The sequence below is a fragment of the Sorangium aterium genome (genome assembly GCF_028368935.1).
GTDB classification, from domain to species: Bacteria; Myxococcota_A; Polyangia; order Polyangiales; family Polyangiaceae; genus Sorangium; species Sorangium atrum.
In genome coordinates this window covers 123,756-138,634 of sequence record NZ_JAQNDK010000006.1, presented here as the reverse complement: position 1 = coordinate 138,634, position 14,879 = coordinate 123,756, and the positions used below count along the sequence as shown (strand labels likewise).

Below are 14,879 nucleotides of genomic sequence, written 5' to 3'. Positions count from 1 at the left end.
CGATGAACAGAACCTCAGAGCCTGGTGTCCCGTCGTATACCATCCTGATGGTCGACGATGTACCGGAAAGCATGGCCGTGACAGCCGCTCAGCTCGAAGAGCGAGGCTTTCGGGTGGCGGTCGCTCAAGATGGTGAAGATGCGTTGGAGCGGGCCGAGCTCCTCTCTCCCGATTTGATCCTGCTCGACGTATTGATGCCGGGGATGGACGGCTTCGAGACGTGCCGGCGCCTGAAAGCGTCTGAAAGCACCAAGGGCATTCCGGTGATCTTCATGACCGCCCTGGGAGAGACGGCCCACAAGGTGGCCGGGTTCGAAGCCGGCGGCGTCGATTACGTCGTCAAGCCTCTGGAGCTCGACGAGGTTCTGGTGCGAGTCAAGACACACCTGGAATTGTATACGATGCGCGCGGAGCTCGAGGCGCAGAACGTTCAGCTGCGGCGAGAGATCGAGGAGCGCGAGCGATTGCAGGCCGCGCTGCGCTGCGCCCACGATAAGCTGGAGCGGAGAGTGGCGGAGCGCACGACCGAGCTCGCCGCGGCCAACGATCTCCTGAAACAAGAGAACAGCGAGCGTAAGCGGGCCGAGGAGACATTGCGCGAAAGCCAGGGCATGCTGCACGCGATCATCGACAATTCGGCGGCCATGGTCTACGTCAAGGACCTGCAGGGCCGATACCTGCTGAGCAACCGCCGTTTCAGGCAGCTGTTCCACGCGACGCTGGAGTCGAACGAGCCGATCGCGTCGATCGCGTCGATCGATTCGATCATCGGCACGACCGACCACGATCTCTTCCCCCCGGAGCAGGCGGAGATACTCCGCTCGTTCGACAGGCGGGTGCTGGAGGCCCAGGAGCCCCTGGAGACCGAGGAGGTGGTGCCGCAGGGCGACGGGATGCACACCTATATCTCGGTCAAGTGCCCCCTGTTCGACGCCGAAGGCAAGCCCTACGCTGTGTGCGCTATCTCCACGGACATCACCGAACGCAAGCGGGCGGAGGAAGAGCGGGAGAGGCTGCTGGCCAGCGAGCAGGCGGCGCGTTCCAAGGCCGAGGCCGCCGACCGGATGAAGGACGAGTTCCTCTGCACGCTCGGCCATGAGCTGCGAACGCCGCTGACTTCTATCCTCGGCTGGGCGCATATTCTTCTCCGCGCGGACAAGTCGGACGTAGCCAGGGTGCAGCGCGGCCTCGAGGTCATCGAGCGCAACGGCATGGCCGAGCTGGAGCTCGTCGAGACCCTGCTCGACGTCTCCGCCATCCTCTGCTGCCAGGTGGACCTGAAGCGGCAGCCGGTCAGCATGGCCGAGGTCATCCAGGCGGTCGTCGACTCTGTAACTCCAGCCTCGGAAGCGAAGGACGTCTGCATTTCGCTTTCGCTCCGCTCAACGACCGGCCGGGTCTTAGGCGATCGCGGTCGCCTGGAGCAGATCGTGCGCAATCTGCTGAGCAACGCCGTCAAATTCACGCCCGCTGGCGGGCGCGTGGCTGTGTCGCTGGAGGAGATGGGAGCGAAGACCCAGCTCCGCATCAGCGACACCGGCGAGGGAATCAGCGCAGATTTTCTTCCCCACGTGTTCGACAAATTTCGCCGGGCAAACAGCTCGACCACCCGCTGGCACAGCGGACTTGGCCTGGGGCTCTCGATCGTGCAGGATCTGGCGAGGATGCACGGCGGAGAGGTTCACGCCGAGAGCGCCGGTGAGGGTCGGGGCGCGGTGTTCATCGTGGACTTGCCTTTGATGCCGGTGGTCGAGGAGACCGCTGCTCCGCCTTCGGCCGACGCAGGGGAAGCGCGCTCGGTCTAGCACCACTGCGGGAAGTCGGCCCGTCAGACGCCGTCGCCGGCGAGGTGGACCTTGAGCACGCTCTCCTCCGCCGGCACGCCGAGCCGGAGGGGAAACCCGTAGTGTCCTGTCCCGCGATGGACGTAGAGCCGATCGGGGCCGCGGGCCCACAGGCCATGATCGGGCATCTTCACGAAGAGCTGGAGGGCGGTCCAGGAGCCTCCGAGGCTGACCAGGCCGAGCTGCCCGCCGTGGGTGTGGCCCGAGAGCACGAGATCGCCCTCCCCCTCGCCGAGGTGGCGGAACGCGCCCGGATCGTGGAGCAGGACGAGCCGGAGCGCCCCCTTCATGCGCGGGTGACGGGCGCAGACCGCCGCCATGCGCTCCGCCCGATCGCGGTAATGGAAGTCCATCCCGAGGACCTGGACCGGCCCGGCGGCGGTCTCGACGAGCGCCGCGTCGTCCACGAGCAGGCGCGCCCCCGCGCGCGCGAGCGCGGTCGCGACGTGGCGGGGCGACTCGTGATCATGGTTGCCGTGGCACGCGAACACACGCCCCTCCAGGGCGCGGAGCGGGGACAGGGCCTCGGCGAGGTGATCCGCGGTGTCCTGCGACTCCATGGTCAGGTAATCACCGGTGAGCACGACGAGATCGGGATCGCGCTCCACCGCGCGCTCGCAGATGCCGCGGAGCCGAGCGACCGACATGAACGGACCGAGGTGCGGATCGGTGATCTGCACGATGCGGAGGGGCCGGCGCGCGCCGGGCGCCCCCTCGCGCGGGAGCGGGTAGCGGCGCAGCCCGTCGACGGGGGCGCGGTCGACGACGAGCTCGATCTCCTCCCGGCGGGCGGTGAGCGACTGGAGGATACCGACGACGGCGAGGGCGAAGGGCACCCAGAGGCCGTACGGCGTCGCCCCGAGCCCGCTCGCGATGGCCCACGGGAATGACAGGAAGATCGCCGCCACGAAGTAGGACGCGGGGATGCTCACGAGCACGCGGTAGGCGAGCGGCCGCATCCGGGGGCGCGAGAGCAGGAGGAAGTGCAGGTACACCGCGCCCTGGAGGTACGCGAACCCCGGCGCGAGCGGGCCGACGTGGCGGAAGAGCGCGCACGAGATCAACGTGTGGATGCCGAGCAACACGCCGACGAACCGCGCGTAGAGCCCGCCCCGGCGGCGCCTCGCCGCCGCCACGACGACGAGCCAGGCCAGGACGGAGGCCGCCCAGAACAGGACGATGGGGGACACGAACTTCAATCGACGGCTCCAGGCGACCCAGGCGCACAGGACCACCGTGGTCAGCTCTGCCTGGACGGACGCGGAGTGTCCCGCGTCCAGCGCGTCCGCGCCAGGCGCCACCGGAGACCGACCGCCTGATTTGCGGGGCGCCGGCGTGGACGCGCCGGTCGGGCGCCCTGCTCGCCACGCTCGCCGCCCGGCGCGCTCCCGGCGGCGTTGCGGCGCGAGGATTGGTACGTTCGATGAGGGGCTGAGGCCTCTTCATGATGTCCATGGCTCCTTCCGGTGCTCCGGGAGGGCATCGCCGCGAGGGTCGTCCCGATGATCCCCTACACCCGACGCGCTTGGCTGCCGATGCTGGTCTCGCCGCGGGGCTCCTTGTCGCCGGGCGTGATGCGACGCGTGCTGGCCTTCGGGGTCATCGCCGCGGCGCTCTGGCTGGCGCACAGGCTCATCCCCCGCGTGTCGCTCTCGATCGGCATTCACGAGGTCGCCGGCGCGGTGATCGCGCTCATCCTCGCGTTCCGCACGAACACGGCCTATAACCGCTTCTGGGAGGGTCGCACCCTCTGGGGCTCGATCGTGAACTCGAGCCGCAACATCACGCGCATCGTGAACGCGCACGCCGGGGTCGACCCAGGCGCGGCGCGCGAGGTCGCCGTCTGGGTGGTGGTGTTCGTCCACGCCGCGCGGCGCTCGCTGCGCGGGCAGGTCGAGCGCCCGGAGATCGACCGGCTGCTCCCGGCGGAGCAGATCGGGGCCCTCGCGGAGCACGCTCACCCGCCGCTCCGTGCAGCGCAGCAGATCTCCGAGCGCCTCGCGGCCTTCGTCCGGGCCGGGAGCCTCGAGCGCAACATGGCTGTGTGCGCCGAGGAGCAGCTGAGCGTCCTCGTCAACTGCCTGGGAGGCTGTGAGCGCATCCTCAAGACCCCCACGCCGCTCGGCTACATCCTGCTGCTACAGCGGGGCGTGGCGCTCTACCTGGCCACGCTGCCCCTCGCCCTCGTCGAGGCGCTCGGGGTGCTGACGCCCCTCGTGACGATGATGGTGGCGTATCCCGTCCTGATGATCGAGGCGCTCGGCGGTGAGCTCGACGACCCGTTCGGCCACGAGCCGAACGACCTGCCCCTCACGCGCATCTGCGACACCATCGAGCGCGACCTCCTGGGGTCGTCGCCGCTCAACTTGGTGATGGCGTCGAAGGCCGAGAGCTACCAGGACTGAGCGCGGCGCGGCGATGGGGGCTCCTCTCTCGCCCCTTCCCGAGGAGGGCGGTGCAAGGCGCTCTGCCTCTCAGCCGCCATGGCGACGCCGCGCGCTCTTGGCAATCTGCTGGACAATATCGTAGATCTGCGGCGCTCGCGGGCGTGGCCCCGCGTCGCTGAGGCCTGGACGCACCCATGACCGACCGCTACGCCATCATCGGCAATCCCATCTCCCAGACCAAGTCGCCGGCGCTGCAGACCGCCTTTGCCCAGCAATGCAGGCAGGACATGGTGTACGGCGCGATCCTCGGCGAGCTGGATGGCTTCGCCGCCGCCGTGCGCGAGTTCCAGAAGAGCGGCGGCAAGGGCATGAACATCACGATGCCCTTCAAGCTCGAGGCCTTTGCGCTGGCCGACGAGCTGACGCCGCGCGGCCGTGCCGCTGGAGCGATCAACATGTTCACGTTGCGCGCCGACGGCACCCTCCTCGGCGACAACACCGACGGCTTCGGCATCGTGCGCGACATCACCCACAACCTCGGCCGCTGCCTCAAGGGCGCGCGCGTGCTCCTCCTCGGCGCTGGCGGCGCGGTGCGCGGCGCCTTGTTGCCGCTCTTCGATGAGCAGCCGGCCGAGATCTTCGTCGCCAACCGCACGGCCAGCAAGGCCGTGGAGCTCGCGGCCGAGTTCGGCCCGCATGCCGGCGCCATCCAGCTCGCCGGCGGCGGCTTCGCCGACATCGCCGGGCGCTTCGACGTGATCATCAACGGCTCCGCCTCCTCCATGGCCAACGAGGTGCCGCCCCTGCCCGCCGACGTGTGGAACGAGGGCTCGCTGGCCTACGACATGGCCTACAAAAAGGAACCGACCGCCTTCGTGCAAGCCGCACGCGCGGCCGGCGTGGGTCAGACCACCGACGGCCTCGGCATGGTGGTCGAGCAGGGCGCCGAGTGCTTCACCCTGTGGCGCGGCATGCGGCCCGACACCGCGCCCGTGCTCGCTGCGCTGCGGAAAGCCTGAGAGGCGCGCACGGCGTGGATGAGCTCACCGAGCTCGACATGCGCTCTGGCGCATGGCTGACGGCCCGCCGACACCTCGTCTCGACGGATGACTCCGGGGCTGGCGGGACGCCAAGGAGCAGACGAGCCCCTGCGATTGCGCGACCGAACATGCCAATAGCGTACCAACGACGGAGACCGCGTCGAGACGGCATTTTCGCCACCACGGCGGCGCGACGCTGCTGCCTGAGAAGCAGCAGATCAGCAGCTCCGCTGCTCAAGGCGCAGGACGGTCATGGAGTGACTGGTCACCTGGACCGAGCGCCGGTCGCTGGACACCGAGGCCGTGGCGAGGCAGCGTTGTCGCCGCCAGCCCGAGAAGGACATCGCACGAGGCAAGTGTGCTTGCCACGGCGAGAGGAGGAGAGTAATTCACACGCCAAACGTCGAGCAGGAGGAACAGATGTCACGAGCTACAGTCACGTTGAAGACCCGAGATGGCCAGACCGAAGCGTCCGTCTTCCGTCCCGACTCTGGCAAAGGTCCCTGGCCCGCGGTGCTTGTGTACCAGGATGGCCGCGGCATTCGGCCCGCTCTCTTCGAGCTGGGGGAGCGCATCGCGCAGGGCGGCTATCTCGTCCTGCTGCCAGATCTCTTTTACCGCGGCGGGCCCTACAAGGCGCCGGACGCCGAGGCATTCAGCCGAGATCCGGAGTTCCGCAAGCAGTGGCAGCAGAAGTACATGGCCACGGCCACCAAGGCCAACGTGCGCTCGGACACGGAGGCGTTCCTCGCCTTCCTGGCAGCCGAGCCCGATGTCCGCTCCCTGTCGATCGGCACGACCGGCTATTGCATGGGAGGTGGGTTGTCGCTGGCGGCGGCCGGCCATTTCCCGGATCGCGTGATCGCAGCAGCGTCCTACCACGGCGGCAACCTGGCGACCGACGATCCAGACAGCCCGCACCTCCTCGCGCCGCAGATCCGCGCGCGCGTGTACGTGGCGGGCGCGATCGAGGACGCCTCGTTCCCTGACCAGCAGAAACAGCGCTTGACCGACGCCCTCCAGCAGGCGGGCGTGCAGCACACGGTCGAGACGTATGAGGGCGCGAAGCACGGCTGGGTCCCCTCCGATTCAGCTGTGTACAACAAGGCCGCCTCCGAGCGCCATTACCAGACATTGCTCGCGCTGTTCGACGCGACGCTCACGTCGGCACCTCCGAAGAGCTGAGCGCTGAACCCCGAAGGTCGGCTGCGAGCGTGGTGTTCTCCAAGGCTTTTTTCGACCTGCAGTTCTCGTTCGCGGAGAAGGTGCGGGCCTTGTCGGGGATGTCCCTGGGAAGCGCCCTCTTCGGGTACACGAACCTCTATGTTCGGTTCGGCCTCGGGCGCGCGTTCGACGCGCAAAACGAGACGTGGCAGGCCTATGTAGCCGGTCTGCCCGGCACAGAAGGCGGGGAAGCCGGCCGCGAGTGGACGTACCATTTCTATCTGAAGGATCCCGAAGCGACGACCGCGCCGCCCGTCGTCGCGACCTCTGGATGCTTTTCTTACGCCCTGTCGAGCGTCGATCGCGCTCGTTTGCACTTCCGGAATGCAGAGACGGACGGCAGCTCGCCTCTCGGCGCCGCGCGAGTCGAGCGGCGACGGGCTGACCTGTCGGCGCTCGTCGAGCACATGAAACGAACGACAAGCGAGGTCAACCTGGTGACCGGCGGTTCGTGGCTCTACAACCTCGACGCGTACCGCCGACTGTTCCCGCCGGCGTACGGCTCGTCCGCTCACGTGGTTCCCGCCCGGTACCAAAGCATGACGCTCTGGGGTCAGTTCCTTGATCATCACGGCCAGGTCAAGGAATCCATGACGCGTCCATTCCTGAGGTCTCTCGCGCAGCGCGCGAGCCTCGATCGCCTGGAGGAGTGCTTCCCCTTCCAGGTGCTCGCAGTCCACGCTCCGGCGCAGGAGTTCTACGATTTCTATGCCGTCTAGAGCGCGGAGCAGGTCCCCCGTGGGGCGCCATGCGGGCGGCTCGGCCTGCTGACCGGCGTTCGCCGTGCGCTCACTCCGCGCAGCGCGTCACATCGACATCACCCACAACCTCGGCCGCGACCTCACGGGCACGCCCGAGCCGTCGAGGTCACGCTCCGGCGCGCCTTGGCACAGAACGCACCACGTGTAATCGCGCAAGTACATGAAATCACACTGTTCTTACTCGGTACGCGCCGTGCATCGCGGCATGCCCGGCCGCGTCCGACGTCGGCATGTGACGACCCTGGCGGCCGAGGAGATCCCAATGCATACCCGTTTCCGCTTCGCTTTCATGGTGGGAGGCCTTCTCGCGCTGGGAGCGTGCTCGGGCGGATCGAGCTCGGCAGACGGCGGCGACGGAGAGATCCCCGGGAGGGGCGCCGGCGCTGACCCCGGTGCTGGCCCCGATGCGAGCTTCGGCACAGGCGCTGCGGTCGGCTCAGCCGCTTCGGGAGGTGTGTCGGATGGAAGCGGTCCTCCGAGCGAAGGCTCCCCCGGCGGAAGCCTGGGCACAGGAGGCAGCGGAGGCGCAGGCGGCGGAGGCGGCGGAGGCGCAGGCGGCGGAGCCAGCATCGCGCCTGGCACGCTCACCGCGGGCGTCTGGGACGACAACCGCAACTTCGACTTCTTCCTCTCGTACCGGAGCACGCTCTATTCGCAGCAGCTCCCGGGCATCTTGCCCTTCACCGCGGCCGACCATCAGGCCGCGCACAGCCTCTTCGCGGCGCCTCCAGGAAAGAAGGAGACGCTGGACGTAGCGCTCGTCATCGACACGACCGGCAGCATGGGCGACGAGATCACGTATCTCCAGACGGAGTTCATCGCGCTCTCCGACTCCATCTTCGCCAAATACCCGAACGCCCAGCAGCGCTGGTCGCTCGTCCTGTACAGGGACACCGAGGACGATTACATCGTCCGCTGGTTCGACTTCCGCACCGATCCCGACGAGTTCCAGGAGAAGCTCGCCGAGCAAGGGGCGAACGGCGGCGGCGACTTCCCGGAGGCGCCGGACATGGCGCTCTCCAAGACGGCCGACCTCTCCTGGCGCACGGGCGACGACACCGCGCGCCTCGCCTTCTGGGTCGCGGACGCGCCCCACCACGAGAACAACGCCGCGGCGATGGCAGGCGGGATACGCGCCCTCAGGGACCTCGGGGTCGCTGTCTATCCCGTCGCGTCGAGCGGCGTGGATGAGCTCACCGAGCTCAGCATGCGCTCTGCCGCACAGCTCACGGGCGGCCGATACCTCTTCTTGACGGATGACTCCGGGGTCGGCGGAGCGCACAAGGAGCCGACGATCCCCTGCTATTACGTGACCAAGCTCGATCGCGCGATCCTGCGCATGGTCGACATCGCGCTCTCCGGCGTCTACCGCGAGCCGGAGCCGTCCGAGATCCTCCGCACCGGCGGTGATCCCCAGGACGGCGCGTGCGAGCTCGCGTCAGGGAGCGAGGTGCTCGCGTTTTGATCGGACCGCCTGTCGTCGCCCCCGCTGCGGCGGCTGACGTCGCCCGCAGGCCCTGGAGCCAAGGCGGCTCCCGCGGGCCGCGGAGTGAATACCGCCCCTTCGATCGCCGCAGAGACGAGCGCGGTTGCACGCACCGCGTCTTCACGAGACCGGGCGGACCGGAGTAAAACCGGCGTAAAACCGACGTAAAAACTGCTCTGCCAGCCCGGCGCAGATCCCGCAGTTGTGGCTTGACGCCTCCGGAACATTTGGGTTTCCTGTGCCCCGTCGACATGGGTGCGCTGCAATGACGGTGAAGGGGAAGGGCTTCGAGGTCGTCTTCGGCCGCCCGGTGAAGGTCCTGGGCGAGGCGCCGGGGCGGGTGAACCTGATCGGCGAACACACCGACTATAGCGGCGGCTACGTGCTGCCGACGGCGATCCCGCAGAAGACGCGCGTCGAACTCGCGCCGCGGGACGACCGGCTCATCCAGGTCGCGACGGCGAACGTGGACGGCGGCGCCCAGCTCTCGTTCCGCGCCGGCGAGGAGGCGCGCCGCGGACTGTGGCTCGACTACGTGCAGGGCATCACCGCGGTCCTCCGCAGCCGGGGCGCATCGATCCCCGGCTTCGACGCGAGGATCGAGTCGACGGTGCCGCTCGGAAGCGGCCTGTCGTCGAGCGCATCGCTGCTCGTGGCGCTCGCCCGCGCCCTGCGGACGATGCTCGGCCTCTCCATCGACGACGTGGAGATCGCCCGGATCGCGCACGCCGCAGAGCACGACTTCGTGGGCGCGCCGGTGGGGACGATGGATCAGATGGCCGCGAGCCTCGCCGACGAGAGCACGGCGCTCTTCATCGACACGAGGACGCTCGCGTTCGAGCGCATCCCGCTGCCCGCGGAGGCCGAGCTGCTCGTGATCGACTCCGGGGTGGCTCACCAGCACGCGAGCGGCGACTACAAGACGCGGCGCGCGGAGTGCGAGCGCGCGGCCGCGGCGCTGGGCGTCCCGGAGCTCCGGGACGTCGACGCGACCGTGGAGCCGCGCATCGCGTCGCTGCCGGCGCCGCTCGACCGGCGCGCGCGCCACGTCGTGACCGAGAACGCCCGGGTGCTCGCCGCCGTGGCCGCGCTCCGCGCGGGAGATCTCGCCCGTCTGGGCGAGCTCTTCGACGCGTCCCACCGGTCGATGCGCGACGATTTCGAGGTGTCCGTGCCGGCGGTCGACGATCTGGTGCAGAGCGCGCGGGCGCAGCCGGACGTCTTCGGCGCCCGGCTGACCGGCGGCGGCTTCGGCGGCGCGATCGTGGCCCTGGTGAAGCGCGGGCGCGCAGCGAGCGTGGGGCGGGCCGTCGTGGAGGCCTACGCGCGCACGCCGAACCGCCGGGCGAGGGTGCTTGTAGGCGGGCTCGTCCCCTAGCAGAGAAGCTCGGCGGCGTGATCGTCAGGCTCCTCCACCGCGGGAAGGAGCCGCCGTGGGGAAGCGGGGCCCGTCAACCGGGGTACCACGTGACGCGCGGGTCATCGGGCGCGCGCACGTAGTCGAAGGCGGCATCCGTGAGCCGCGCCAGGTCGTACTGCGGCCGCCAACCGAGCAGAAACTTCGCCTTCGAGTTGTCCAGCCACGTCGAATGGAACGGCGTCTTCACCCTCACGCTCGGCAGGCCCCGCGTCGCCTCCAGGTAACGCGCCAGCTCCCCGTAGTCCACCGGCTCGTCCATGCAGATGTTGAAGGTCTGCTGGCGAGCCTTCTCATGATGGACGGCCTTGAGGATCGCGGTGACCAGATCCTCCACATGCACGAAGTTCCGCTTCACCGGCTCGCCGCGGCGGTCGAGCATCACCGGCACGGCGCCCGAGCGGACGTACCCCTCTGCCGCCTCGGCGCCGACCAGATCGCGCCACCTCGGCCCTCCGAACACGTCGTCGCCGAAGGACAGCTGCGCCTTGAAGTCGTCCTTCTCCATGATCCAGGGCGCGCGCAGGCAGCATCCGTTGAGCTCATATTGAATGTAATATTGCTCGAGCATGACCTCCTCGAGCACCTTGGACAGCGCGTAGCAGCCCGGGTAGGCGCTGTGCCGCTGGGTCTCCGTCACGGGGACGGGGTGCGGATAGAAGAAGTGGCCCATCCCGGCGTCGCCCCCGACCAGGATGAATTGCTCGAACGAAGGGCTGACGCGGCAGGCCTCCAGCAGCCAGAACATGCCTTTGACGGCTACGTCCATGATGCTCTCGGGGGTCTCCTTGCTGGTCGCCAGGTGCAGCACGTGGCTCACCCCCTCGGTCGCCTCGTTGACGACGGCCCTGTCCTCGATGGTCCCACGCAGCACCTCCACGCGCGCCGTCCGCTCCAGCATGCGGTTGTGGCACAGCGCACGGACCTTCCACCCCTCGAACGCGGGGTTCGACAGGAACCTTCGGATGAATGTCTGACCGACCTTGCCCGCCGCCCCTGTGACCAGAATTCGCTTGGTCTCGTTCATTCTATCGCTCCTCGCTCTCCGGCATCATGGATGATGACCGTACTCCACCCCCCTGGCTGCAGGGGCCGATCGGATCAGGACCTGCTGCATGACGATGAAGACGAGCAGCAGCAGCCCGATGCTGATGTGGTGCCAGGGCGACGGCAGCCGTCCATCCAGGTTGATCACCGCCCGCACGATGCCCGTGATCATCACGCCCATCACGGTGCCGACGACGCTGCCGGCGCCCCCGGTCAGCAGCGTTCCACCGATCACCACCGAGGCGATGGCCTCGAGCTCCAGCCCCGCGCCGATGTTCGGCTTTCCGGCGCTGTCGATCAGCGCCGTCGTGACCCCGCCGAGGCCCGCGCACAGGCCGCACAACGCATAGAGACACACCGTCGTGGCGCCCAGCGGCACCCCCATGAGCAGCGCGGCCTGCCTGTCCCCGCCGATGGCGAGGACGTTCCGGCCGAAGCTCGTGCTACGGCCAAGGATCACGCCGAGCACGAGGACGATCAAGAACAGGAGCGCCGTCGCCGGGACCCAGGTCCGGTCCAGTCCCGGGATCGCCAGCGCGAAGCCGAGCTCATCGACGATCCAGTCCAGCGCAGGGTGATCGATGCCGATGGGCTGCATGCTGACGAGGAACGCCGCGCCGCGGGCGAAGAACATGCCCGCGAGCGTCACGAGGAACGGGGGCAGAGAGAAACGATGGATCAGGTGCCCCGTCATCGCGCCGAACGCGACCGACACCGCGAGGCCGACACAGAACGCCACCACCGGGTGGCAACCACCGGCGACCAGCGTGCCCACGAGGACCGTCGTGAGCGCGACGACGGAGCCGACCGAGAGATCGATGCCCCCCGACAGGATGACGAAGGTCATCCCCACCGCGCAGAGGCCCATCGCCGCGTTCCCCTTGATCAGGTCGACCAGGAAACGCAGGCTACGCGCCGCGTCGTAACAGACCAGCACCCCCGAGTAGAGCGCGATCAGGAGGACCGCGGTCACCATGAGCGGCAGATCCCGCCGATCCCAGCGGAGCATCCCTACTGCCCCCGCTTGAGGCCGAGCAGCTCGAGCAGCCGCCGGCGCGACTCCTCCGAGACCAGCAGACAGCTGAGCAGCATCACGCCGGCTTTGGGCATCGGCTCGATCTCCGAGGGGACATGCTGGATGTACATCGTGGTGGAGAGCGTTTGTATCAACAACGCTCCTATCAGGGTGCCACCCAGGTAGAAACGCCCGCCGGTGAGCGCCGTACCGCCGATCACCGCGGCGAAGATGGCGTCCAGCTCCCGCAGGCGCCCCACGCGATCGGGGTCGGCCGTGGAGATGTACGAGGCGGCCACGAGGCCGGCGATGCCGGCGCACAGGCCGGAAAAGCCATACAACCAGAGCTTGATGCGGCGGTCGTCGACGCCGGCGAGCCGGCTCGCCCGCTCGTTGTCGCCGATCGCTTCCATGAACAGGCCGAGCGCCGTCCTCCGGCAGAGCAGCGCGGCGACGACGAACACGGCGGCCACCAGCACCATGGAGAACGGCAAGCCACCGATGTGACCGTTGCCGATGAACGCAAACGTCGCATCCGTGTGCGTCACGGGCTCGGCGCGGGTGATGAGCATGGCGACGCCGCGGACACCGACCATGCTGATCAAGGTCACGATGATGGGCTGGATGTTCAGCGCCGTCACCAGCGCGCCGTTGAACAGACCGACGCCGCCGGCGACGGCGAGCGACAAGAGCGCAGCCAGGAGCGGCCCGCAGTGAGCCTCCTTCATCAGGATCACGCAGGTGGCGCCGGACAACGCCATGACCGAGCCGACCGATAGATCGATGCCCCTCACGGCGATCACCAGGGTCAGGCCGATCGCGAGGAGCATCACCTCCGAGCCCTGGTTGAGCAGGTTGATGGGCGTCCCGTAATAAGCCCCGTCGCGCTCGACGATGGAGAAGAAATTCTTGGACAGGACCGAATTGAACAGGAGGAGCGCCAGGAGGCCGAGCAAAGGCCAGGCCTCGCGGCGCCCGCGCAGGAGCAGCAGGGCGCCGGCGCACCCGGTGAAGAGGAGGATTGCGATGCCGGTGAGGTTGGCGTTCGTGGGCGCCGCTTCCGTGATCTTCTCAAGCATCGGACGGCGCCTCCTTCTGATGGGCGATGGCCTGGATGATGGACGAAGGCGTCACGGACTCTCCCACGAGCTCGCCCTGCTGCTTGCGGTCTCTCAGGACCACCACCCTGTAGCAGTTGCGCGCGACCTCCTCGAGCTCCGACGAGATCAAGACCGTGGCGACCCCCTTCTCGCTGAGCGACTTCACCAGCGCCTCGATCTCCAGCTTGGCGCCGATGTCCACGCCGCGCGTGGGCTCGTCGAGCAGCAGGATCCGCGGCTGCATGGCCATCCAACGCGCGAGCAGCACCTTCTGCTGGTTGCCGCCCGAGAGCAGCTTGACGGGCGTCTCCGGGGACGGCGTCTTGATGCTCAGGGTCTTGATGTAGTGCTGGACCAGACGCTCCCGCTCGTGGCGCGGGAGCACCCGCAGCGCCCCCTGGGAGGCCTGCAAGGCGAGCAGGAGGTTCTCTCGCACGGAGAGGTTCGGGATGATGCCATCCACCTTGCGGTCTTCCGGGCAGTACGCGAGGCCGGCCCGGATCGCGTGCCGCGGCGTCTTGATCTCGGTCGCGCGTCCGTTCACCGCGAGCTCGCCGCGATCGGCGGGCTCGATCCCGAAGAGCATCCTGGCGGTCTCGCTTCGACCCGAGCCGAGCAGCCCCGCCAGCCCCACCACCTCGCCGGGCCGCAGCGCGAGGTCGATGGGTCCGATGACCCCCTTTCTCTCGAGGCCGCGCGCGGTGAGCGCCGGCTCCGCGGCGCTCGCCTCCCCTCCCGGACCGGCGGGGCCGCCTGGCGCGGCCCTGTCTTTTGCGCCGAGCTTGACGCCCAGCATCGCCTGGACGAGCTCCAGGCGAGGCAGCGCGCTGCTCGCGTACTGCCCCACCAAGCAGCCATTCCTGAGCACCGTGATCGTGTCGCTGACCGCGTAGACCTGATCCAGGAAGTGAGTCACGAAGAGGATCGCCAACCCCTGCGCCTTCAGCCCCCGCATGACGTCGAAGAGCCGCAGCGTCTCCGCTTCATCCAGGCTGGAGGTGGGCTCATCCAGGATCAGGATCCGCGCGTCCACGGCGAGCGCGCGGGCGATCGCGACCATCTGCTGCAGCGCGGTGGGCAGCGCCGCCACCGATCGCGACACGTCGAGATCCAGCGAGAGGCGCGCGAGGGCCTCACGCGCCTTCGCGCGGACGGCGCGCCCGTCGATCAGGCCGAAGCGCCGAGGCTGCCGGCCCAGCATGATGTTGTCCGCGATGGAGAGGTGCGGGATCAGGCTGATTTCCTGGTGCACCGCGCTGATCCCCAGCGATTCAGCGTGGCGGGGAGAGGTCGGCCGGATCACCGTACCGCCGAGGCGCAAGGTCCCGGCGTCGGGAGAATAGACGCCGGTGAGCAGCTTGATCAGCGTCGACTTGCCGGCCCCGTTCTCCCCCATCAACGCCTGGATCTCGCCGGCGCGCGCCTCGACGTGCACGTCGTGCAGAGCGCGAACTCCGGGGAACGATTTGCTGAGGCCCTCGACAGAGAGCAAGGCTTTCGAGACAGGCATGCGGCTGCTGCTCCGTACGTGAGCGCCGCGCGACGAGCGAGCTCACGA

12 protein-coding genes are annotated in these 14,879 nt (G+C 68.6%); 7 read left to right on the top strand and 5 right to left on the bottom strand.

Features of this window, described 5'->3' with window-relative positions; all coding sequences use genetic code 11:
* Nucleotides 1-47 precede the first annotated feature (47 nt).
* Nucleotides 48-1,805 (top strand): ATP-binding protein, encoded by a 1,758-nt coding sequence (locus POL72_RS44630; RefSeq protein ID WP_272103014.1) that lies wholly within the window; start codon nt 48-50, stop codon nt 1,803-1,805.
* A gap of 23 nt (nt 1,806-1,828) precedes the next feature.
* Here the strand turns inward: POL72_RS44630 and POL72_RS44625 are convergent, their stop codons facing one another.
* Nucleotides 1,829-3,145 carry a metallophosphoesterase gene (locus POL72_RS44625; RefSeq protein WP_272103013.1) on the bottom strand — a complete coding sequence of 439 codons (1,317 nt, stop codon included), beginning with the start codon at nt 3,143-3,145 and terminating at the stop codon, nt 1,829-1,831.
* Between the two features lie 201 nt (nt 3,146-3,346).
* Between POL72_RS44625 and POL72_RS44620 the strand changes: the two genes are divergently transcribed.
* From POL72_RS44620 to galK, 6 genes are all read left to right on the top strand, one after another.
* Nucleotides 3,347-4,249, top strand: a complete 903-nt coding sequence (locus POL72_RS44620) for a bestrophin family protein (RefSeq protein WP_272103012.1) — start codon at nt 3,347-3,349, stop codon at nt 4,247-4,249.
* Nucleotides 4,250-4,425: 176 nt separating this feature from the next.
* The gene (gene aroE, locus POL72_RS44615; RefSeq protein WP_272103011.1) at nt 4,426-5,250 is read left to right on the top strand and encodes a shikimate dehydrogenase; all 825 of its coding nucleotides are present in this window, start codon (nt 4,426-4,428) and stop codon (nt 5,248-5,250) included.
* A 441-nt stretch (nt 5,251-5,691) separates the two neighbouring features.
* Nucleotides 5,692-6,456, top strand: a complete 765-nt coding sequence (locus POL72_RS44610; protein WP_272103010.1) for a dienelactone hydrolase family protein — start codon at nt 5,692-5,694, stop codon at nt 6,454-6,456.
* A gap of 29 nt (nt 6,457-6,485) precedes the next feature.
* Nucleotides 6,486-7,214 (top strand): hypothetical protein, encoded by a 729-nt coding sequence (locus tag POL72_RS44605; protein ID WP_272103009.1) that lies wholly within the window; start codon nt 6,486-6,488, stop codon nt 7,212-7,214.
* Nucleotides 7,215-7,518: 304 nt separating this feature from the next.
* Entirely contained in the window at nt 7,519-8,721 is a 1,203-nt protein-coding gene (locus POL72_RS44600; RefSeq protein ID WP_272103008.1) for a vWA domain-containing protein, read from the top strand.
* Nucleotides 8,722-9,007: 286 nt separating this feature from the next.
* A complete protein-coding gene (gene galK / locus POL72_RS44595) occupies nt 9,008-10,120 on the top strand; it encodes a galactokinase (protein ID WP_272103007.1) in 1,113 nt (370 codons plus the stop codon).
* 73 nt (nt 10,121-10,193) lie between these two features.
* Here galK and POL72_RS44590 read toward each other — a convergent pair whose 3' ends face one another.
* The 4 genes from POL72_RS44590 to POL72_RS44575 are packed head-to-tail and all read right to left on the bottom strand — an operon-like array spanning nt 10,194 to nt 14,831.
* A complete protein-coding gene (locus POL72_RS44590) occupies nt 10,194-11,186 on the bottom strand; it encodes an NAD-dependent epimerase/dehydratase family protein (RefSeq protein WP_272103006.1) in 993 nt (330 codons plus the stop codon).
* A 24-nt stretch (nt 11,187-11,210) separates the two neighbouring features.
* Complete coding sequence (locus POL72_RS44585; protein WP_272103005.1) at nt 11,211-12,215, bottom strand: ABC transporter permease subunit; 1,005 nt, start codon at nt 12,213-12,215, stop codon at nt 11,211-11,213.
* Between the two features lie 2 nt (nt 12,216-12,217).
* Complete coding sequence (locus POL72_RS44580) at nt 12,218-13,300, bottom strand: ABC transporter permease (protein WP_272103004.1); 1,083 nt, start codon at nt 13,298-13,300, stop codon at nt 12,218-12,220.
* Entirely contained in the window at nt 13,293-14,831 is a 1,539-nt protein-coding gene (locus POL72_RS44575) for a sugar ABC transporter ATP-binding protein (RefSeq protein WP_272103003.1), read from the bottom strand. The genes POL72_RS44580 and POL72_RS44575 overlap by 8 nt, the downstream gene beginning before the upstream one ends.
* Nucleotides 14,832-14,879: the final 48 nt, after the last annotated feature.